The 20,619-nt window shown below is 74.6% G+C and carries 23 protein-coding genes; 17 read left to right on the top strand and 6 right to left on the bottom strand.

Annotation, left to right across the window (positions count from 1 at the left end; all coding sequences use genetic code 11):
• Nucleotides 1-143 precede the first annotated feature (143 nt).
• The gene (locus OOK41_RS21620; protein WP_266266489.1) at nucleotides 144-695 is read left to right on the top strand and encodes an RNA-guided endonuclease TnpB family protein; all 552 of its coding nucleotides are present in this window, start codon (nucleotides 144-146) and stop codon (nucleotides 693-695) included.
• Between the two features lie 237 nt (nucleotides 696-932).
• Here OOK41_RS21620 and OOK41_RS21615 read toward each other — a convergent pair whose 3' ends face one another.
• Both OOK41_RS21615 and OOK41_RS21610 read right to left on the bottom strand, forming a co-directional pair.
• Nucleotides 933-1,244, bottom strand: a complete 312-nt coding sequence (locus OOK41_RS21615) for a hypothetical protein (protein WP_266266488.1) — start codon at nucleotides 1,242-1,244, stop codon at nucleotides 933-935.
• 102 nt (nucleotides 1,245-1,346) lie between these two features.
• Nucleotides 1,347-1,949, bottom strand: a complete 603-nt coding sequence (locus OOK41_RS21610) for a DUF4291 domain-containing protein (protein WP_117667816.1) — start codon at nucleotides 1,947-1,949, stop codon at nucleotides 1,347-1,349.
• Nucleotides 1,950-2,046: 97 nt separating this feature from the next.
• On the opposite strand from OOK41_RS21610, the gene OOK41_RS21605 reads away from it, so the two are divergent.
• Entirely contained in the window at nucleotides 2,047-2,538 is a 492-nt protein-coding gene (locus tag OOK41_RS21605; protein ID WP_266266487.1) for a type II toxin-antitoxin system PemK/MazF family toxin, read from the top strand.
• A 28-nt stretch (nucleotides 2,539-2,566) separates the two neighbouring features.
• Here OOK41_RS21605 and OOK41_RS21600 read toward each other — a convergent pair whose 3' ends face one another.
• Nucleotides 2,567-3,217, bottom strand: a complete 651-nt coding sequence (locus tag OOK41_RS21600; protein ID WP_117667804.1) for a GGDEF domain-containing protein — start codon at nucleotides 3,215-3,217, stop codon at nucleotides 2,567-2,569.
• Between the two features lie 266 nt (nucleotides 3,218-3,483).
• Here OOK41_RS21600 and OOK41_RS21595 point away from each other — a divergent pair, with 266 nt between their 5' ends.
• From OOK41_RS21595 to OOK41_RS21560, 8 genes are all read left to right on the top strand, one after another.
• Nucleotides 3,484-3,723, top strand: a complete 240-nt coding sequence (locus OOK41_RS21595) for a DUF397 domain-containing protein (protein WP_117667803.1) — start codon at nucleotides 3,484-3,486, stop codon at nucleotides 3,721-3,723.
• A gap of 144 nt (nucleotides 3,724-3,867) precedes the next feature.
• Nucleotides 3,868-4,755, top strand: a complete 888-nt coding sequence (locus OOK41_RS21590) for a helix-turn-helix transcriptional regulator (protein ID WP_117667802.1) — start codon at nucleotides 3,868-3,870, stop codon at nucleotides 4,753-4,755.
• A 106-nt stretch (nucleotides 4,756-4,861) separates the two neighbouring features.
• Nucleotides 4,862-5,710, top strand: coding sequence for an SAM-dependent methyltransferase (locus tag OOK41_RS21585; RefSeq protein WP_266266486.1), 849 nt, complete (start codon nucleotides 4,862-4,864; stop codon nucleotides 5,708-5,710).
• Nucleotides 5,711-5,833: 123 nt separating this feature from the next.
• Entirely contained in the window at nucleotides 5,834-7,405 is a 1,572-nt protein-coding gene (locus tag OOK41_RS21580) for a serine/threonine-protein kinase (RefSeq protein ID WP_266266485.1), read from the top strand.
• 246 nt (nucleotides 7,406-7,651) lie between these two features.
• Nucleotides 7,652-8,539 carry a DedA family protein gene (locus OOK41_RS21575; RefSeq protein ID WP_323136204.1) on the top strand — a complete coding sequence of 296 codons (888 nt, stop codon included), beginning with the start codon at nucleotides 7,652-7,654 and terminating at the stop codon, nucleotides 8,537-8,539.
• Between the two features lie 441 nt (nucleotides 8,540-8,980).
• Complete coding sequence (locus OOK41_RS21570; protein WP_266266484.1) at nucleotides 8,981-9,589, top strand: hypothetical protein; 609 nt, start codon at nucleotides 8,981-8,983, stop codon at nucleotides 9,587-9,589.
• Nucleotides 9,590-9,764: 175 nt separating this feature from the next.
• Entirely contained in the window at nucleotides 9,765-10,739 is a 975-nt protein-coding gene (locus OOK41_RS21565) for a pirin family protein (RefSeq protein WP_117667705.1), read from the top strand.
• Nucleotides 10,740-10,805: 66 nt separating this feature from the next.
• Complete coding sequence (locus OOK41_RS21560; RefSeq protein WP_117667704.1) at nucleotides 10,806-11,471, top strand: hypothetical protein; 666 nt, start codon at nucleotides 10,806-10,808, stop codon at nucleotides 11,469-11,471.
• Between the two features lie 215 nt (nucleotides 11,472-11,686).
• Here OOK41_RS21560 and OOK41_RS21555 read toward each other — a convergent pair whose 3' ends face one another.
• Nucleotides 11,687-12,334, bottom strand: coding sequence for a DUF1345 domain-containing protein (locus OOK41_RS21555; RefSeq protein WP_266266483.1), 648 nt, complete (start codon nucleotides 12,332-12,334; stop codon nucleotides 11,687-11,689).
• 36 nt (nucleotides 12,335-12,370) lie between these two features.
• Entirely contained in the window at nucleotides 12,371-12,640 is a 270-nt protein-coding gene (locus OOK41_RS21550) for a DUF2795 domain-containing protein (protein ID WP_117667702.1), read from the bottom strand.
• Nucleotides 12,641-12,807: 167 nt separating this feature from the next.
• On the opposite strand from OOK41_RS21550, the gene OOK41_RS21545 reads away from it, so the two are divergent.
• Nucleotides 12,808-13,221, top strand: a complete 414-nt coding sequence (locus tag OOK41_RS21545; RefSeq protein ID WP_266266482.1) for a DUF2267 domain-containing protein — start codon at nucleotides 12,808-12,810, stop codon at nucleotides 13,219-13,221.
• Between the two features lie 103 nt (nucleotides 13,222-13,324).
• Here the strand turns inward: OOK41_RS21545 and OOK41_RS21540 are convergent, their stop codons facing one another.
• Complete coding sequence (locus tag OOK41_RS21540; RefSeq protein ID WP_266266481.1) at nucleotides 13,325-14,524, bottom strand: CaiB/BaiF CoA-transferase family protein; 1,200 nt, start codon at nucleotides 14,522-14,524, stop codon at nucleotides 13,325-13,327.
• Between the two features lie 332 nt (nucleotides 14,525-14,856).
• Here OOK41_RS21540 and OOK41_RS21535 point away from each other — a divergent pair, with 332 nt between their 5' ends.
• From OOK41_RS21535 to OOK41_RS21510, 6 genes are all read left to right on the top strand, one after another.
• Nucleotides 14,857-15,876 carry a TerC/Alx family metal homeostasis membrane protein gene (locus OOK41_RS21535; protein WP_117667696.1) on the top strand — a complete coding sequence of 340 codons (1,020 nt, stop codon included), beginning with the start codon at nucleotides 14,857-14,859 and terminating at the stop codon, nucleotides 15,874-15,876.
• 70 nt (nucleotides 15,877-15,946) lie between these two features.
• On the top strand, nucleotides 15,947-16,537 hold the full coding sequence (locus OOK41_RS21530; RefSeq protein WP_207892685.1) for a sulfite oxidase-like oxidoreductase: 591 nt from the start codon (nucleotides 15,947-15,949) through the stop codon (nucleotides 16,535-16,537).
• Entirely contained in the window at nucleotides 16,534-17,280 is a 747-nt protein-coding gene (locus OOK41_RS21525) for a ferredoxin reductase (protein ID WP_266266480.1), read from the top strand. Before OOK41_RS21530 ends, OOK41_RS21525 begins: the two co-directional genes overlap by 4 nt.
• A gap of 84 nt (nucleotides 17,281-17,364) precedes the next feature.
• On the top strand, nucleotides 17,365-17,658 hold the full coding sequence (locus OOK41_RS21520) for a DUF6510 family protein (RefSeq protein ID WP_266266479.1): 294 nt from the start codon (nucleotides 17,365-17,367) through the stop codon (nucleotides 17,656-17,658).
• A 123-nt stretch (nucleotides 17,659-17,781) separates the two neighbouring features.
• The gene (locus OOK41_RS21515) at nucleotides 17,782-18,936 is read left to right on the top strand and encodes a ThiF family adenylyltransferase (protein ID WP_266266478.1); all 1,155 of its coding nucleotides are present in this window, start codon (nucleotides 17,782-17,784) and stop codon (nucleotides 18,934-18,936) included.
• Between the two features lie 360 nt (nucleotides 18,937-19,296).
• Entirely contained in the window at nucleotides 19,297-20,529 is a 1,233-nt protein-coding gene (locus OOK41_RS21510) for an alpha/beta hydrolase-fold protein (RefSeq protein ID WP_266266477.1), read from the top strand.
• The last annotated feature ends 90 nt before the right edge of the window (nucleotides 20,530-20,619 follow it).

Genomic DNA, 20,619 nt, shown 5'->3' with positions numbered 1-20,619 from the left:
CCGTGGATACTCCGGCTTTCAGGCCGGGGAGGAAACGGAACTCCTGCGGAGCAGGGCAGGAAAAGCCGATCCGCCGGCAAGGCGGATAGGCGTCCATCCGTGTCACTGCAAGGTTCAATCGTTGGCCGGCTAGCTTGTGAGTCATGGTCAGTCGTGGGGTGAAGCGGGCGTTCAAGTACCGCTTCCACCCGAGCGACGCGCAGGCGGCGGAGCTCACGCGGACGTTCGGGTGTGTCCGGCTGGTCTACAACGGGCTGGCGTTCCTCAACGAGGTGTCGTCCGTGCCGTTGCAACAGGCGCTGCGGCACCTGGCTCGCAATATGGTCAAGAACCACAGCTTGGCTCGCGCGATCAGCGACGCGGCCTGGCGGCAGTTCCGCACCCTGCTCGAATACAAGACCGACTGGTACGGCCGGAACCTGGTGGTCGTGGACCGCTGGTTCCCCAGCTCGAAACTGTGCTCGACGTGCGGTGCCCGCGCTGAGCGGATACCGCTGACCGTACGGTCGTGGACGTGCCGGTGCGGCACCGTCCACGACCGCGACGTCAACGCCGCCCGTAACATTCTGGCCGCCGGGCTGGCGGTGACCGCCTGTGGAGACGGTGTAAGACCTCAACGGGGGAACCTCCGTTCGGGGCAGCTGTCGGTGAAGCAGGAACACCTGAGGGCGACCACGGGAATCCCCGTCCTTTAGGACGGGGAGGATGTCAAGCCTCCACTGTGCCCGCCCGGGCCGGTCCACACGACCACCGCTCGAGGGCCTGTGGAGCTGAGTCGGATACGACATCGGCCACGCCCGCCGCCATCGGCGACCCCGGGCCCCGCCCGTCGGCCAGGACCCCGACGGGGTGGTGGGTAACCGCGAACGGTGGTGGCCCGACCGACGGTGATGACGTCAACGACTCAGCTCCATAGGCACCGCCCCCGCACATCATCGACCGCCGCCCACAGTTCCGCCCGGGCCACGGTTCCCCGCCGACCGGGCACCCACGACCAGGCAATGGCCCTGCCCCGCGTCACCGGCCAGCCAGGCCACGGCATCGCGTACGCGGCCGGGATAGAACCGCTCCCGGCTGCTGACGACGTCGGCGACCGGCCACCCGCGGAACCCGCGGAACCCGAAGCAGCCCTCCCGCTCGGTCGGTCCCGTCGACCTCCGGGCCGGGCCGGGGCCGTCCAGTCGTACCGCGACGACGACCTCGTCCTGCACGTGGCGCAGCCGCCGGTCGGCGTCGAGCACCACCAGCCGTACCGCGCGCCGCTCGATGACCGGCAGGTCGTCGGGGCCAGCCGTCAGCCGGAGTGCGCGGGACTCGCAGGCCAGCCGGTGGGCGCTGCCCGGCCGTCAGTCGGCGTGGGCGGCGACCGCGTCGCCCACCCCGGTCGGCAGTGGGTAGGGACGCTCCGCGGGGAGCAACGCCTCGGCCGAGGCGTCGTCGCCCGCGTCCAGCGCCGCCCGGATCGCGTGCGCCGTCGCGGTGACGTCGGTGATCCCGACGATCCACTCGTCGACGTACCGCCGGGCGGCCTCGCCGGCCAGGCCCACCTGTAGCGACCGGTGGGGCAGCGGCTGCGCCCGCACGGTCCGCTCCGGATCCCACTGCACCCGGACCGGGCTGGTGCGCAGCCGCCGGGCCCAGCCGTCCCGGTCGGCGTGCAGGCCGGGCTCGTAGCCGCTCAGGCAGGCGTGCGCCAGGGCCCACTCGAACCCGGCGCGGCTGATCTCGACGGCGAGCACCCGCTCCTGGCCCGGCTTGCGGGCCCAGCCGCAGCGGTACATCATCCAGCGGAACGACGGCTTGATCCAGGTCATCCGGTCCCGCTTGAACGGGGGCACGAATCGGCCCGCCGCCACCGCTGGCCCGGCGATCTCCGGCGGGTACGCCTGGTACACGGTCAGCGTGCCGGCGGTGTACCGGGCGCGGATCTGGCGTGGCGGGACGGTCACGACGGCATCGTCGCGGGTCGGGCCGTCCGCGTCCACCGCTTTCCGCCCCGCCGACGCGGGTCGCCGGTCGGCCGGGGGAGGGGTTAGGCTGCCCGCTGTGGCAGGTCTGTTGAGGAGTGTGGCGTCCCGGCTGGGGCGGGTGACCCGCGGGGCCGCCCCGACGCCTACCCCCGGTCCGATTCCGGCCCAGGTCGCGCGACGCCGGCAGGTCGCGGCGTTGCAGCGCCGGGAGCTCAGCTACGCCCCGGAGCCCGACGGGCAGGCCGACCCGGGCGAGGTCGTCTGGACCTGGGTCCCCTACGAGGACGACCCCCGGCAGGGCAAGGACCGGCCGGTCCTGGTCGTCGGGCGGTCCAGCCGCACCCTGTTCGGCCTGATGCTGTCCAGCCAGGGCGAGCGGGACGGCCAGCGGCACTGGCTCTCCCTCGGCCCCGGCGCCTGGGACCGGGACAACCGGCCGAGCTGGGTGCGGCTCGACCGGGTGCTCACCATGCGGGAGGACAGCATCCGGCGCGAGGGCGCGGTGCTGGACCGGCCCCGCTTCGACCGGGTCGGCCAGGCTCTGCGCGCCGGCTACGGCTGGCGCTGACCCCGCGCTGCCGTACCCGCCGGGGCCCTCACCACTCGGCGAGGTACGCGCTGTCCACGAGCTGGCGGGTGGGGCGGGACGCGCCGACGCTCTTCGCCCGGTACATGGCCGCGTCGGCGCGATCGAGCGCCTCGGTGAGCTGGGCGGGGCCGGTCACCGGGGCGAGGCCCACCGAGGCGGTGACCCGGAGGCTGAGACCGTTGAGCGGGATGGGCGCGGCGAGCGCCTCGCAGAGCCGGCGGGAGGAGTGCTCGATCCACCGCCGGTCGACCGTCGGACTGGTCAGCAGGCCGGCGAACTCGTCGCCGCCGAGCCGGGCCACCAGGTTGTCCCCGGCGAACGCGGCCAGCCGCTCTGCCACGCTGATCAACACCCGGTCCCCGGCGGCGTGCCCGTAGCGGTCGTTGACCTGCTTGAAGTTGTCCAGGTCGAGCACGACGGCGATCAGCGGCTGGCCGGCGGCGTCGGTGAGCAGCGTGGCGGCCAGCCGGAAGAAGGCCCGCCGGTTGGGCAGCCCGGTGAGCGGATCGTGGCTGGCGGCGTGCCGTTCGGCGGCCAGCTCCGCCTGGAGGTGCTCGATCTCCGCCTCGGCCAGCAGGGCGCGGCGGCGTAGCTGCCACGCGGACACGAGGGCCCCGGCGGCCGAGATGCCGGACGCGATGGTCAACGGATCCGGCACGAACTCTCCCCTCGCCCCGTCCGCCCGCCGGCCCCGTCCGGTGCCGGCCGGCGCCTCTGCGCGCTCTCGTTTTCCCTGGTGCGGCCCCGATTCGCGTCACCCAAAGTGAACGAATGGGTACACCGCACGTGCGTTATCATGCTCGCTGTCCGGTGCAGATGCAATAGCAGATGCACGTGCAGCAAAATCGTCCGTGACCCGTTCCCTCTCGCCAGCACCGCTCCTCCCCGCGGCATAGGCAGGCGCTCGAAGAGAAAGACGCCCCCATGCAGCAGCCCCACAACGGCGTTCCCGCCGCGCACCTCCCCCCGCTGAAGTGGCAGAAGAGTCGAAGGAGCAACCCCAGCGGCAACTGTGTCGAGTTGGCCGAGCTCCCCGGTGGCGCCGGGATCGCCCTGCGCAACTCGCGCCACCCGGAGGGCCCGGCGCTCATCTACACGGTGGACGAGATCGCCGCCTTCGTGCTCGGCGCCCGGGACGGGGACTTCGACGACCTAATCGCCTGACCCAGCGTAACCGGTTGGTTCCGTCCCGTCGATGGGACCAAAACCCCCCTCGGGCGGGTTCACCTCACTGTCGGTCCATGGCATGCTTACACGTCGGCCGGGGTGGGGCCCGGTTGACGGAGGCGGGCAAGCGGAGGTCGGCGCGTGACGATGGTTCCCACGGAGGGTGGCCCGGCCACCGGCCCGACCGTGCTGCGCATGCTGCTCGGCGCGCAGCTGCGCCGGCTGCGCGAGTCCGCCGGGGTGACCCGGGAGGGCGCCGGCTGGGAGATCCGGGCCTCCGAATCGAAGATCAGCCGGATGGAACTGGGCCGGGTCGGTTTCAAGGAGCGCGACGTCGCCGACCTGCTCAGCCTCTACGGGGTCACCGACCCCGAGGAGCGTGATGCCCTGCTCAAGCTCGCCCGGGACGCCAACAGCCCGGGCTGGTGGCACCGCTACGGCGACGTGTTGCCGTCCTGGTTCCAGTCCTACCTGGGCCTGGAGGCGGCCGCCGCGCTGATCCGCAGCTACGAGGTCCAGTTCGTGCCCGGCCTGCTCCAGACCCCGGAGTACGCCCGGGCGGTCGTCCTGCTCGGCCACCGGGGCGCCGACGCGGACGAGGTCGACCGGCGGGTGGGCCTGCGCATGCAGCGCCAGGAGTTGCTGCGCCGCCCGCAGCCGCCCCAGCTGTGGGCGGTGGTCGACGAGGCCGCGCTGCGCCGGCCGATCGGTGGCCCCGAGGTGATGCGCGGCCAGTTCACCGCCCTGATCGAGGCGACCCGGTCGCCGCACGTGCGGTTGCAGATCATCCCGTTCGCGGCGGGCGGGCACGCCGCGGCGGGCGGCGCCTTCACCATCCTGCGCTTCGGCGACCAGGACCTGCCCGACATCGTCTACATCGAGCAGCTCACCAGCGCGATCTACCTCGACAAGCGCGAGGACCTCGACTACTACGCGGCGGCCATGGAACGCCTCTGCGTGGAGGCCGAGCCCCCGGAGCGGACGCCGGAGCTGCTGGCCCGGCTGCGTGACGAGCTCTACCCGCGGTGACGGGTTCCCTGGCGCGGAGCCGGCCCGGGGAGCCTCTACCATGATCGGGACCGGCGACAGTGGACGGAAGTCGGCGTTGAGGTCGGCACAGAGTCATGGAGGAGCCTTGACCACCGATGCCCCCGGTGCCCCGACCGGCCCCGCCCACCCCAGCGACCGGATCGACACCTCGGTGGCGCATCCCGCCCGCCGCTACAACTACTGGCTGGGCGGCAAGGACAACTTCCAGGCCGACCGCGACTCCGGGGACGCGCTGGCCGAGGTCTTCCCGACCATCCGCGTCACCGCCCTGGAGAACCGCCGCTTCCTCCAGCGGGCGGTGCGCTACCTCGCCCGCGAGGCCGGCGTGCGGCAGTTCCTCGACATCGGCACCGGAATCCCCACCGCCGACAACACCCACGAGGTCGCCCAGGCCGTCGCCCCGCACACCCGGGTGGTGTACGTCGACAACGACCCCATCGTCCTCGCCCACGCGCGGGCCCTGCTGACCAGCGCGCCCGAGGGCGCCACCGCCTACATCGACGCCGACCTGCGCGACCCGGAGAAGCTCCTCACCCACCCCGACCTGCGGCGCACCATCGACCTCGGGCAGCCGGTGGCGCTGATGCTGGTGGCGGTCCTGCACTTCCTGCCCGACCCGGACGAGCCGTACGCGCTGGTCCGCCGGCTGCTGGACGCCCTGCCCCCGGGCAGCCACCTGGCCGCCTCGCACGCCACCTACGACCACCTCCCGGCGCAGGTTGCCGAGGAGGCCAGGGCGGCGACGAGGAACGGGGGCGAGTACGGCGCGATCCACCTGCGCGACCTGGCCGATTTCACCCGGTTCTTCGACGGCCTGGAGGTGGTCGAGCCGGGCATCGTCTCCGCCGCCGAGTGGCGCGCCGACGCGGAGCCGCAGCCCCGGCCCTCGGCGGGCGACGTCAGCCTGTACGGGGCCGTGGCCCGCAAACCCTGACCGTCCCCGGCGTGCCCCGCACCGGGGCCGCCGATCCGGGGCACCGCCAGTATCCGGACATCCCGGCGGGCCCGGGCACCGCGGCTGGTGTCCGGCCCCGGCCGGCAGGCAGACTGGACCATCATGTCGCCGCTCACCCCTGGCCTACGGCTGCACGACCGGTACGTCCTGCGCGAGCGCATCGGCCTCGGCGGGATGTCCGAGGTGTGGCGCGCCGACGACGAGGTGCTGCACCGTCCCGTCGCGGTCAAGGCGCTCGCGGGACAGCCCGCAGCCGACCCGCAGCTACGCGCCACCATCCAGCGCGAGGCCCGGGCCGCCGCCCGGCTCACCCACCCGCACGTCACCCAGGTGTACGACTACGGCGAGGCCGCCCTGGCCGCCGGCACCGTGCTGCCGTACCTGGTGATGGAACTCGTCGACGGGCACAGCCTCGCCGACCGGCTCACCGCCGGCCCACTGCCCTGGCCGGAGGCGGTCCGGGTGGCCGGGCAGGTGGCCGCCGCCCTGGCCGCCGCGCACCGCATCGGCGTGGTGCACCAGGACGTCAAGCCCGGCAACGTCATGCTCACCGAGACCGGCGCCAAGGTGTTGGACTTCGGCATCGCCGCGCTCGCCGGCCCGCGCCACCCGCTCGCCGGATCGCCCGGCGGCCAGACCGGTGAGCTGGTGATGGGCACCCCCGCGTACTTCGCGCCCGAGCGGATGAGCCCCGGGCCGCCGAACCCGGCCAGCGACGTCTACGCCCTCGGCGCGCTGCTCTACCAGTCCCTCACCGGTGCCACCCCGCTGCCCGTGCAGACCTGGGAGGACGCCGTCGAGGTGCACGCCCGGCGCCCGCCGGTGTCGCCGCCGCGGGTCACCGGGCTGCCCCCGGACATCGCCGCGCTCACGCTCGCCTGCCTGGACGCCGACCCGGCCCGCAGACCCACCACCGCCGAGTTGGCCGCCCGGCTCGGCGCGGCACCGCCGGCGGAACCACCCACCGCGCTCCTGCCCGTCGTGCCGCGGGCCGCCCCGCACCCGCCCACCATGGTCGACCGCGCCACCCGTTTCACCCCCGGCCGGGCGACCCGGTCCACGTCGCCTTCGGCCGCGTCGCCGTTCTCCGCCTCGCCTTCGGCCGCCTCGCCGTTCTCCGCGTCGGCGTCGCCTTCGGCCGCGTCGTGGCCGGGCGCGTCGTCGGATGCCCCGCCCGGGCGGTCGCGGCGCGGGAACCGTTCGCTCGGCGTCCTCCTCGCGGCCGGAGTGGCGCTGCTCGTCGGGCTGATCGGACTGCTCGTCCTCGACGACGACTCTGCGACCCCGCCGGCCGCAGCGCCCGGCGCAACCACTGCCGCCCCCCGGCCGACGGCGGCGTCGGCCGCGCGGACCACCACCGCGCCGATCCCGGTGCCCTCGACCACCGCGCGGAACCGGCCGGCCAGCCTGCGCGAGTTGGCCGCCGAGTTCATCGCCGTGGTCGACGAGGCACAGGCCCGCGGCGAGATCGACCGGAAGACCGCCAACGAACTGCGTGACAAGGCCGAGGAGCTGAACCGCGGCAAGCCCAAGGACCGGGTCAAGCGGCTCGCGGACCTGCGCGAACGGGTCATCGAGGCGGCCGAGCGGGACCGGATCGGCGCGGCGGTGGTGAACCGGCTCCGCGACCTGCTCACCGGGTACGGTCAGGTGCGCGGCGACGAGGACGACTGACCGCCCTCGGCCCAGCGCGCCGGCGTCCCCACCGCCACCCGACCGTCCCGTACCACGGCCAGGGCGACGAAGGGGACACCCGGCCACCGTATCCGTCCTGGGCGGGAGCCGAGTCCCCCCGTCCGCCCGCTCTGGCCGGCATCGACGCCCACGGCACCCGAGCCGCACCGCTGCGCCGACGAATGCGGCGGCGACGCGGCGGGTGACGGCATGGCGGTCGGCGAAGACGGTCATTAACTTTGTCAGATGATCAGCACGCAGCCGCTCCTGCCCTTCCCCCGTACGGTCGCCGCCGGTCCCGAGCCTGGCTCCGACGGACCGGTGGGGTTCGTCACGGGTCTGGTCGAACGGCTGGGTGGTCCCGGAGCCGGATTGGCAGTCGCGCTCGAGAACCTGTTCCCGCCCATCCCCAGCGAGGTGATCCTGCCGCTGGCCGGTTTCGTCGCCAGCCAGGGACGGATGAGCCTGGTCGGGGCGATCGGGTGGACCACCCTCGGCTCCGTGGTCGGTGCCCTCGCCCTGTACGCGATCGGCGCCATGCTGGGCCGGGACCGGATGCGCGCCATCGTCGCGCGACTGCCGCTGGTCAAGCTCGACGATGTCGACCGGACGGAGGCGTGGTTCCTCCGGCACGGCGTCAAGGCGGTGTTCTTCGGCCGGATGATCCCGGTGTTCCGCAGCCTCATCTCGATTCCGGCCGGCGTGGAACGGATGCCGGTGCCGACCTTCCTGCTGTACACGACCCTGGGCAGCCTGATCTGGAACACGATCTTCGTGATGGCGGGCTATCTGCTGGGGGAGAACTGGCACGTCGTCGAGGGCTACGTCGGCACGTTCCAGAACGTGGTCATCGTGGTGTGCGCGGCGGCGCTCGGTTGGTTCGTGGTCACCCGGGTACGGCGTGCCCGCGCCGCCCGACGGGCGGTCGACGCCCCTGCCGCCCCGCCCTCCCCTGCCGCCCCTGTCGCCCCGCCCTCCCCGCCCTCCCCGCCCTCCCCGCTCTCCCCGGTCGACGCTGTCCGCGCGTCGGACGCGGAGGCGTCGCCGTCTGCCGGGCCGGAGTTCGGTGGGGCGCGTGAGTACCGGGGGACCATCTACCGCAGCGGGTCCTGGCGAGCAGGGCCCGAGCACTGAACCCGGAGACGTCGCCCCGCCCCGCCCCGCCCCGTGCAGCCCCGCCTCGCCCCGTGCCCCCACGTCCGGCGGCGGTGATCAAGAGGTTTGCGTCAGGTTTGTGCCCGGATGCCGGCGCAAACCTCTTGATCACCGCGTAGGGCCGGGGTGGGGTGGGTGGGGGTGTGAGCGGGGGCATGGTGGGGGTGGAACATGGGGGTGGGTGGGGGCGTTACACATGGCGGACGATCGAGTAGCGCATGCTGCTGAGCTGCCCGAGCGCATCTCCCCCGGGATGGAATGCGGGCCGGCTGTCGGTCGTTACATCTGGACCCGGCGCCACGAGCCTTCGCAGGCCGGTGCCGTCCCCCCCCTTGATCTTCTTGGGCGCCTCGATGTGGTGCTTACACGCCTGCCCTCCCCGGGGTGGGGTGTGTCGACCCCCGAATTGGAGTCACCCCCATGAACACGATCATGCGTAAGAGCGTTCTCGGTATCGCTGGTCTCGCGTTCGCCGGTGGTGTGTTCGCCGGTCCGGCCACCGGCCACGCCGCCCCGGCCGTCGAGTCGGCCCCGAAGGCGGTCGCCGTGCAGGCCGACAAGCCGGGCGTCGACAAGCCGGGCGTGGACAAGGGCAAGCTGATCCCGCACGGCGTGCGGGGCGAGCAGTCGCGTATCACGCTTGACGGTGAGCAGACCGCCAACGTCAAGGCGATCATCGCCGCGACGAAGAAGGCCGGCCTGGACGAGCGGGCCGCCGTCATCTCGGTCGGTACCGCGTTGCAGGAGTCGAAGCTGGAGAACCTGGGCCACCTGGGCGACCGCAACGACCACGACTCGCTGGGCCTGTTCCAGCAGCGCCCCTCCAGCGGCTGGGGTTCCCCGGAGCAGATCACCGACCCCGAGCACTCGACCCTGGCGTTCCTGAAGGGCCTGAAGCAGGTCGACGGGTGGCGGGACATGCCGCTGACCGAGGCCGCCCAGACGGTGCAGGTGTCGGCCTACCCCGACGCGTACGCGCAGTGGGAGCAGCAGGCCGCCGACCTCGTCGCCGAACACTGGAACAGCTGACCCGTACCGAACAACGCCGCCGGCCGGTCCCCGACACCCCGGGGACCGGCCAGCGGCGTCTGCGCGTCTGGAGCCAGCGGTTCCCTGCCGGGGACCGCAGTGGGAGCGCAGCGTCGACCTGGTGGCCGGGGCGAACGCGGTGACCATCGAGAGGGCCTGAGCGTACAGTCGGGCGGTGGACCGTACCGAATCCCTGCCGGCACAGACGCGACCGCCCGGTGTGGCGGCCACCGATCCGGGCAGCGTGTTGCTGCCCGGGCACGACGTGCCGCTCGGCCGCTACACGACGGTGCGCCGGCTGCTGCCGCAGCGCCAGCGCCGGATGGTCGGGGCCTGGTGCTTCGTCGACCACTTCGGGCCGGACGACGTCGCCGAGCGGCCCGGGATGGAGGTTCCGCCGCACCCGCACACCGGGTTGCAGACGGTCACCTGGCTGCTCGACGGGGAGATCGTGCACCGGGACAGCCTCGGCAACGTCCAGCCGATCCGGCCGGGGCAGCTCAACGTGATGACCTCCGGCCACGGCATCGCCCACTCGGAGCGGTCGCCGGCGGCGCATCCGCCGGTGATGCACGGCGTACAGCTCTGGGTGGCCCTGCCGGACCCGGCGCGGGCCGCGGCACCCGACTTCGCCCACCACGCGGACCTGCCGGTGTGGCGCGACGGCGGCCTCGACGTCACGCTGCTGGCCGGCGAGTTGGGCGGGGAGCGGTCCCCGGCGGCGCTGCACACCCCGCTGGTCGGCGCCCAGCTCACGGCCCGGGGCGCGGCGCCGTCCCGGCTGCCGTTGCGCCGCGACTTCGAGTACGGCCTGCTGGCGATGTCCGGTTCCGCCCAGGTGGGTGAGGTACCGCTGGAGCCGGGCGCGCTGCTCTACCTCGGCGCCGGCCGGGAGAGCCTCACCCTGGGCGCGGCGCCGGGCAGCCGGCTGTTGCTGCTCGGCGGCGCGCCGTTCGAGGAGCCGCTGGTGATGTGGTGGAACTTCGTCGGCCGGTCGCACGAGGAGGTCGCCGCGGCCCGCGAGGACTGGATGGCCGGCGACCCGCGCTTCGGGACGGTGGCCGACGACGGGGCGCCGCCGCTGCCGGCGCCCGCGCTGCCGACCACCCGGCTCAAGGCCCGCACCCGGCACGGCGACGTCCGGGCCTGAGCCCGGGCGGGGCCGGCCTGCCCCGGGGCGCAGGCGTGGCGGCCGGCGGCGCGGGTAGTCGCGGGCATGCCGACCACCACGATCTCCAGCATCGAGGACAAGAAGCGCATGGTACGCCGGCTCGCCGGCAGCGGGCGCGGGTTCGCCGAGCAGTACGGGTTCCGCGTCACCAACAACCCGTCCAACCTGTTCCAGCTCCTCGTCCTGTCGGTCCTGCTGGCCCGGCGGGGCGACTTCCGGCGGGCCGTGGACACCGCCGTCGCGCTGCGCGACGCCGGCTGGGACAGCGCGGCCCGGATGGCCCGTTCGCTGCACGCCGACCGGGTGCGGGTGCTGCGGGCGACCGGGCAGCGCGGCGACGTGGACGCCCTCGCCGACACCCTGGGCGACCTCGCCCGCGCCGTGGTGGAGCGGTACCGGGGCGACCTTCGTCGACTGCGCGCCACGGCGCACCACGACCCGGCCGGCGAGCGGGTGCTGCTGGCCGAGCTGCCCGGGGTCGAGGCCGAGGTGGTGGACCTGTTCCTGCGCGAGGCGCAGGCGCTGTGGCGGGAGGTGGCCCCGGTGGCGGACCGGCGGGCGCTCGCCGCGGCCCGCCGGCTCGGCCTGGGGCGGTCCGCGTCCGACCTCGCCCGGCTGGCCGGCAGCGGCGAGTCGGAGCGGCTGGCCTGGCTGGTCGGCGCGCTGGCCCGGGTGGACCTGGAGAAGCGGTACGCCGAGCTGGCCGGCTGAACGTGTGCCGGCGCACAGTTCCTCGAAATCTGACCGTAAGTACGATGGCAGACGCTATGATGATCTCGGCAGTCGAGTCCGCCCGGTTCGGGTGGGCGGGGGGCCGCCCGGCGGTGCGATCCGGTTCGGGTCGCGGTTTCCGTCGGGAGACAGGTTCTGCGTGGCGCCCCGGGTCGCGGTTCGTGGCCCGGGGCGCCCGCCTGTCTCCGACCCGCTCAGCCGACCAGTCCGGCCAGCAGGTTCACCGTCGCGGCGATGATCACCGCGCCGAACAGGTACGACACCAGCGCGTGCCGTAGCACGGTCGTGCGCATCTCGTTGCTGGTCAGGTTCGTGTCGGAGACCTGGAAGGTCATTCCCACCGTGAACGCCAGGTAGGCGAAGTCCGAGTAGCGCGGGCGCTCCACCTGGTGGAACACCACCCCGCCGTCGGGTCCGCCGTAGTAGATCCGGGCGTACCGGGCGGTGTAGACGGTGTGCACCACCAGCCAGGACAGCAGCACGCTGGCCACGCCCAGCGCGCTGTAGGCGTCCCGGGGCGGCCCGGGACGGGCGCTGTGCGCGGTGACCAGCACGACCGCGACGGCGACCAGGCTGGCCAGGCAGGCGACCAGCAGCAGCAGGTCGCGGGTGGGCCGATTCGGGTCCTCCCGGACGGCGAGCCGGGCGGTCCGCTCGGCGTCCGACGACCACAGCGTGCGCCAGACCAGCACCAGCCAGCTCAGCGCGGCCGTGTCCCAGCCCACGATGGGGCCGAGCGACGGCGGGCCGACCAGCGCGAACAGGCCGCCGCCCAGCCCGCCGGCCAGCCCGAGCACGGCGAGCTGGACCGCCGCCGGGGTGTGCCCGTCCCTGCCGCGCACCGGTCGCGCCCTCACCCGCCCGCGCCGGCGCGGTGCTCAGATCCGCCGCAGGTGCTGCGCGACCCGGGTGTGCGGCTCCCGGGCCTGCGCCGCGCGTTGCGACCGGCCGACCTCGGGGGCGGCGTCGATCCCGGCGGACCGGGCCACCTCGTTGCCGTTGGCGTAGTCGACCGGGGGCAGGGCCCGCAGCGCGCGCAACACCTCCGGCGGCGCGCCCTCCCGTTCCGCCTCGCGCACCACGTCGGCCTTCCCGGCCGGGTAGTCGAGGCTGGACAGGTACCGCAGGACGTCGTCGTAACTCGCCATGGTGTGGGCTCCTCGCCGGTTCGATCCGGTTCGCGACCGGCCGCGGTTACCCACCTGTCGGCGGCCCACGCCCGTCCGTGGCGGGCAATCGCGTACCGGCCGGTCGCCGTTTCCGGCCCCGCGCGGCGGGTACGCGACCGGCCCGAGGCAGCGGAAGGAGCACCGCCATGAACTACGACACGTTCGTCGACCAGGTGGCCCGGCGGGCCACGGTCCCCGCCGAGCGGGCCGTGGAGCTGACCCGGGCCACGCTGGAGACCCTGGCGGAGCGGCTGACCGGCGGCGAGGTGCTCGACCTCGCGGCGCAACTGCCGAAGCCGTTGCAACTGGTCCTGCGGCCCAGCCCGGACACCGAGGCCGCCGACCGGTTCGGCGCGGCCGAGTTCGTGGCCCGGGTCGGCCAGCGGGCCGGGCTCGACGAGCGGGCCGCCCGGGAGGCGGTCCGGATCGTGTTCGTCACCCTGCGCGAGGCAATCGCCGGCGGGGAGTTCGACGACATCGTGGTCCAGTTGCCGCGCGACTACCGGGAGATGGTGGAACCGGCGCTCGCCCCGGGGGCCGCCGCCCCGCGCCGACCCTGACCGCCCGTCGGCAGCGGGCGACCCGGCTGATCCGGCCACCCGCGGCACCCGGCCGGCCGGGTGCCGCGGGTGGTGTCGGCGTCGTGCCGGGGGCCGCTGGCCCTCAGGCGACCGCGCCGGCGGCGCGCAGCGCGGCGATCCGGTCGGCGGCGAGGCCAGCCTCCGCCAGCACCTCGTCGGTGTGCTCGCCAGGGTGCGGCGGCGGCCGGCGCAGCGCCGTCGGCGTGCCGGAGAACCGGGGCGCCGGCGCCGGCTGGGTCGCCCCGGCGTGCTCCACGAACACCCTCCGGGTCGCCAGGTGCGGATGCTCCGGTGCCTCCCGCCAGCCCAGCACCGGCGCGACGCAGGCGTCCGAGGAGCCGAGCAGGGCCGTCCACTCGTCCCGGGTGCGGGTGCGGAAAAGTCGCGCCCACGCCGCGCGCAGCGCCGGCCAGTTCGCCGGGTCGTCGCGGTCCGGCGCGTCGTCGCCGGGCAGCGGGAAGCCGGTGCGCCGGACCAGCTCCGCGTAGAAGCGGTGCTCCAGCGCGCCGACGGCGAGGTGGCGGCCGTCGGCGCACTCGTACGTGTCGTAGAACGGCGCGCCGCCGTCGAGGAGGTTGACCCCGCGCGGGTCCCGCCACATGCCGAGCCGGCGCAGCGCGTGGACCTGGGTGGACAGCGTCGCCACGCCGTCCACGACCGCCGCGTCGACGACCTGCCCGGGCGCGCCGGCCCGGACGGCGTACAGGGCCGAGACGATGCCCAGGGCCAGCATCATCCCGCCGCCGCCGAAGTCGCCGAGCAGGTTCAGCGGCGGCACCGGGCGCTCACCGGCCCGGCCGATGCCGTGCAGCGCCCCGGTCAGCGCCAGGTAGTCGATGTCGTGCCCGGCGTACGGGGCGAGCGGACCGTCCTGCCCCCAGCCGGTCATCCGCCCGTACACCAGGCGGGGGTTGACCGCGTGGCAGTCGGCGGGGCCCAGGCCGAGCCGCTCGGTCACCCCGGGGCGGAAGCCCTCGACCAGCGCGTCCGCGCGGCCGACCAGGGCCAGCACCGCGTCCCGGCCGCCGGCCGACTTCAGGTCCACCGCGACGGAGCGGCGGCCCCGGTTGAGCAGGTCCGGGTGCGGGGTGCCGAACGCCGCCGGGTCGACGTCGGTGGTCCGGTCCACCCGGACCACGTCGGCGCCCAGGTCGGCCAGCATCATCGCGGTGAACGGGCCGGGGCCGATGCCGGCCAGTTCGACCACCCGCACCCCGGCCAGGGGACCGGCCCCGCCGGCCGCCGGCCGGTCCGCGTCGGGGTGGCTCGCGCGCTCGTCCATCGGGCCACCATAGGCGTTCCGTGTTTGTCCCGTGGGGTGCCGGGAGTCCGCCCGCGCGACCACCGCGAGGCCCGGCGGGCATGGCCCGGGCCGTCCCGGGCGTCCTCGCCGCGATCCCTGGGCGGCCGGTTCCGCCCCGATCACCGCTGGTGACGGCCGGGATGGTGGCTTGGCGAGTCGGCCGAGGCTGGCCTAACCTTGTCGCACGAGGGGAGTACTTCCCACGAACCATTCCGGTCAGTACGGCGTGCCCGGAGCGCGCCTCGGGTGGTTGCCCACGACACGGTGGGTGAAGGAGACCTCGAACATGACACGGTGTTCGAGGGGACCCCATGACCGAATTGTCGTATCTGTCTGCCGGTGAGTTGTCGTCGGTGGGCACGCCGACGCTCTGGGCGGTCACCATCGCCGGCGTGCTCGCCCTGCTGGTGCTGGACTTCCTCGTCACCCGCAAGCCGCACGAGGTGTCGATCAGGGAGGCGCTCGGCTGGTCCGCCTTCTACGTCGCCCTGCCGCTGGCCTTCGGCGCCTGGATCTGGTCCCGGTTCGGCTCCCAGCAGGGCGTGGAGTACCTGACCGGCTACCTGGTCGAGAAGTCCCTCTCGGTCGACAACCTGTTCGTCTTCATGCTGCTGCTGGCGGCGTTCGCGGTGCCCGCCGTGCTCGCCCAGCGGGTCCTGCTCTACGGCATCACCGGCGCGCTGGTGCTGCGGGCGATCTTCATCGCCCTCGGCGCGGCGGCCCTACAGACCCTCGACTTCGCCTTCCTGGTCTTCGCGGTCATCCTCATCGCCACCGCCGTCAAGCTGCTCCGCGACGCCCTCTCCGGCCACGAGCAGGAGGTGGACATCAACCGGATGCGGTCGGTGAAGCTGCTGCGCCGGTTCATGCCGGTCGTCGAGGAGTACCAGGGCACGAGGATGACCGTCCGGCAGAACGGCCGTCGGGCGCTCACCCCGCTCGCCCTCGTGGTGGTCGCGGTGCTCGCCACCGACATCGTCTTCGCCGTCGACTCGGTGCCCGCGGTGTACGGCATCACCGAGGACCCGTACCTCGTCTTCGCCACCAACGCCTTCGCCCTGCTCGGCCTGCGGGCGCTGTACTTCGTGCTGCACGCCGCGCTGAGCCGGCTGGTGCACCTCAGCTACGGCCTGGCGGTCATCCTCGCCTTCATCGGCGTCAAGCTCGGCCTGCACTGGGCGCACGGGATCTGGCCGGGCGTGCCGCAGATCCCCACGCTGGCCTCGCTCGGGGTGATCATCGGCGTGCTGGTCGTCGTCACGCTCACCAGCCTTCGGGCCACCCGCGACGCCGCGCCGGGCGACAGGGAGACCGTCGTCGACCGGCACTGACCACCCCGGCGGGTCCGGGTGAACGGGACCGCCGCGATCCCGCAGGTGGTACGACTGACTCGTGGGAATCGTGTCACCGGGCTTCCAGGGCCGGCCCCGCTCGGCGGAGCCGGCCCTGCCACCGGGTCAGTACCTGACCGAGGACTTCCCGGTGCTCTCCGCCGGACCCACCCCGAAGGTGCGGCCGGACACGTGGGAGTTCGTCGTCACCACCGAGACCGGCGCGGAGCGCCGCTGGTCCTGGGCGGAGTTCACCGCCCTGCCCCAGGACACCCCGACCGTCGACATCCACTGCGTCACCCGCTGGTCCAAGCTCGCGACGACCTGGCAGGGCGTCTCGCTGGACGTCCTGCTCGACGGCGTCGACACCGACGCGGCCTACGCCCTGGTCCACTCCTACGGCGGGTACACCACCAACCTGCCGCTGGCCGACCTGCTGGGCGGCCGGGCCTGGGTGGCGCACCGCTTCGCCGGCCGGGACCTGCCCGCCGAGCACGGCGGCCCGGCCCGGCTGCTGGTGCCCCACCTGTACTTCTGGAAGTCCGCGAAGTGGGTGCGCGGCATCCGGCTCAAGACCATGGACGAGCCCGGCTTCTGGGAGACCGCCGGGTACCACGACTACGGCGACCCGTGGCGCGAGCAGCGCTACGCCGGCGATTGACCGCCCCGCTGGCCGCCCCGCTGACCTGGCGGGTGGCCCGGCTGGTCGAGCGCCGGGTCGAGACGCCCACCGCGCAGACCCTCGTCCTCGACGTGCCCGGCTGGCCCGGGCACCTCCCCGGCCAGCACGTCGACGTCCGGCTCACCGCGTCCGACGGGTACCAGGCCGCCCGGTCGTACTCCCTCGCCGGGCCGGCCGACGGCGACCGCATCGCGCTGACCGTGCAGCGGGTGCCCGACGGGGAGGTGTCGCCGTACCTGATCGACGTCTGGGCGCCGGGCGACCCGGTGGAGGTGCGCGGCCCCGTCGGCGGCTGGTTCGTCTGGCGGCCGGCGGAGACCGCACCGGTGCTGCTGGTCGCCGGCGGCTCGGGCGTGGTGCCGCTGATGGCGATGGTCCGGGCCCGCCGGGCCGCCGGCAGCCGGGCGCCGTTCCGGCTGGTCTACTCGGTGCGCACCCCGACCGACGTGTTCTACGCCGGGGAGCTGCGCCGCCGCGCCCGCGACGACCAGGGCCTCGACGTGGCGTACGTGTACACCCGGGCCGCGCCCGACGGGTGGCGGGGCGAGCCGCACCGGATCGGGCTCGCCGACGTGAACACCCACGGCTGGCCGCCCGACCTGGAGCCGCTCTGCTACGTCTGCGGGCCGACCGGCTTCGTCGAGACCGTGGCGGACCTGCTGGTGGGCCTGGGCCACCAGCCCCGGCGGGTCCGCACCGAACGGTTCGGCCCGACCGGTTGACCCGAAGGCCGGGCCGGCCGGTCGCCAGCCGCCGGGCGCGGCCGGCACCAGCCGATCCGGCCCTGACCCTGCCGAGGAGACCCGATGACCGAGATGTCCTACCTGGACGGCAACATGCTCGACGGCCCGCTGCGCGAGCTGTTCGCCGTCGACCTGAGCGCCGCCACCGGGCGCTGCCAGTCGTGCGGCATGACCGGCCCGCTGGCCGGCCTGCACGTCTACCCGCACGCCCCCGGCCTGGTCGCCCGCTGCCCGGCCTGCGCGGCGGTGATGCTGCGCCTGGTCCGGGCGCCCGACCGGGCCTGGCTGGACCTGCGCGGCACCACCTACCTCCAGGTCCCCATGCCCCCCGACCAGCCCCAGCCCCGGCCCCTCTGACCCACCCCGACCGAAGGCGGGGTACCGATCGGTAACCGTTCGGCCCCGGGGTGTTGCGTTGCCGGCTCGGCTCCGCCAGTCTGATCCTCGGGACAGCGATCTGCCGTTCGGGGGCGAGGATCGATGGCACTGGCGACGTCCGGATGGTATCCCCAGGTCAAACCCGAGCACGGCCTGCACCGGCTGCCGGGCGGTCGGGTCCGGGTGGGCGGCTCGGTCTACGGCATCGCGGCCGAGGTGCTCGATGCCACCGGCGCGATCTGGACGACGCTGTGCGCCGCCGACGGCACCCGCAGCGCCGAGGAGATCGTCCGGCACGTGCTCGCCGCGCACCCGGGCGAGAACGCCGGTGCGGTCCGTACCGCGCTCGACCAGTTCGCCGCCGCCGGGTACCTCGACGACGCGGCGGCCCCCGACCCGCCGGAACTCACCGACCGCGACCGGGAGCGCCACGATCGCGGGCGGCGGTTCCACCGCTGGATCGACCTGGTTCCGCGCGCCACCTCGTGGGAGCCGCAGCTCGCCTTGAAGCGCGCCCGCGCGGTCGTGCTCGGGCTGGGCGGCACCGGCGGGGCCGCCGCGCTCGCCCTGGCCGCCGGCGGGGTCGGCCGGCTGCACTGCGTCGACCCCGACGTGGTCGAGCTGTCCAACCTCAACCGTCAGACCATGTACGTCGAGGACGACATCGGTCGACCCAAGGTGGACGCCTCGGTGGCCCGGCTGCGCCGGCTCAACTCCGACATCGAGGTCACCGGCGAGCGGTCCGAGGTGCGCGGGCCCGGTGACCTGCTACGGCTGGTCGCCGGCTGCGACGTGCTGCTGCTCTGCGCCGACCGGCCGGGCGCCATCCGGGCCTGGGCCAACCGGGTGTGCCTGGGCACCGCGACCCCCTGGGTGGACGCCGGGTACCACGGGCCGGTGGTGACGGCGGCGGCGTACCTGCCCCGGGTGGGCCCGTGCTACGAGTGTTTCTGGCTCGCCGAGCACGACAAACGCTGCCGCGACGACCCGGCCGCCGAGTACACCGTGGAACGGGAGAGCAGCAGCGCGGTCAGCGCGTCCTCGGCCGGTCTCTCCGGGCACCTCGCCGCCCACCTGGCGACTGCCCTGCTGACCGGCGTGCCGGCCGTCCGGCCCGGTCAGCTCCAGGGGATCAACCTGGTCGCCCCCGACCAGCACTTCCTCATCGCCCACCCGCCGCACCCGAGCTGCCCGGCGGGCTGCGGCGGGACACCCGTCGAGGCGGCGGTCGTCGCCGGCCGGGGGGCGCGCCGATGAGCGTCGAGGTCGCCGGCTCCGGCCGGGTCCTGCCGCACGTGCTGCGCCCGGAGCGCGTCCGGTGGCTGGTCGGTCGGCCGGTCACCGGGCGGGCGCGGCCCGTCCCGACCCCCTCGGAGGGAGGTGAGAACCGTGGAGCAGATCGTCATCCGGAAGCTGGACAAGGTGGAGACGACCAGTGCGAGCAACCCCAGCGGCAACTGAAGCCGGGGCCGACCGGCGCGCCACGGGGCGTGCCGGTGCCGGCGGCGGGACGGCGACGTGCACCGTCCCCAGCCCCGCCGCCGGAACCGACCGACCATCCACCACCGCGCGCGACCACCCGCACCTTCGACCGGATCGACCAGACAGGGACCAGCCGTGCCGGAGACCAGCCCCCGCATCGACCGCCTGCTGCACGACCTCAGCGCCGACGGCGCCCCGGTGCTCGCCGAGTTCTGGCGGGAGGTGGCCGACCGGGGCACCCCGCTGGTCGAGCGGGTCGACAGCGACAGCGCCCTGGTCACCTTCCTGTGGCGCGGCGAGGCCGCGCAGACCAGCACCGGCTGGGGGATCAACCTGCCGTTGCGCCGGGTGCCGGGAACCGACGTGTGGCACGGCTCCGAGCGGCTGCCGCTGGACCTGCACACCATCTACTTCCTCCGGCACGGCGCGACCGACCTGCCCACCGACGCGACCGGCCGGGGCCCCACCCACCTGGACCCGCTCAACCACCACCCGTTCCGCTTCCCGGCCGACCCCGCCGACCCCAACGACCGGGAGCTGTGGGCGTCCCTGCTGGAGCTGCCGCGGGCGCCCGACGATCCGTGGAGCCGGCCCCGCCCCGGCGTGCCACGGGGCACCCTGCTGAGCGCGAGCGTGCGCACCACCGCGTGGGGCGGGCGGCGGCGGGTCGCGGTCTACCGGCCGGCCGCCGCTGCCGACGGGCCGCTGCCGCTGCTGGTGGTCTTCGACGGCTACCTGGCCCGGGCGCTGCTGCGCGTCCCCACCACCCTGGACAACCTCATCGCCGCCGGCCGGATCCCGCCGACCATGGCGCTCTTCGTCACCGCCTCCAGTGGGACGCGCCGGATCGACGAACTGCGCCCGTCGGCCGCGCTGCGCGCGTTCGTCACCCGGGATCTGCTGCCCTGGGCCCGGCGCCGCTGGCCGGTGACCGACGACCCCGCCCGCCGGGTCGTCGCCGGCTCGTCGCTGGGCGGGCTCGCCGCCGCGTACGTCGCGTTGGCCGAGCCCGGCGCGTTCGGCGCGGTCATCGCCCAGTCCGGCAGCTTCTGGTGGCCGGCGTCGGCGGAACCGGCCGAGCGGGAGTGGCTGACCCGCGCGTACGCCGGGTGGCCGGCCGCGCCGGTGCGGTTCTACCTGGACGTGGGGGACCGGGAGAACACCTGCCCCCGGCCCGGCCAGCTCGACCAGCTCTCGGTCAGCCGCCGCTTCCGGGACCTGCTGGTCGCGCGGGGCCACCAGGTCAGCTACGCCGAATACCGGGGCGGCCACGACTACGTGAACTGGCGGCGCACCTTCGCCGACGGCCTGCGCACCGTCCTCGGCGCCGGTCGGCGGGAGCCCGCTCCGCCGGGGCGGACGACCTGATCCGCCGGTCGGTCCCGGGCCGGCACCGTCGGCGCGGACGGGCCGCGCCGTCCGCTCGCCCGGCGGCGGCGGTAACCGGCTGGACAGCGT

Source organism: Micromonospora sp. NBC_01655 (assembly GCF_026339755.1).
Lineage (GTDB): Bacteria > Actinomycetota > Actinomycetes > Mycobacteriales > Micromonosporaceae > Micromonospora.
The sequence above is the reverse complement of the archived record's forward strand: the minus strand, read 5'-3'. Positions and strand labels throughout refer to the sequence as shown.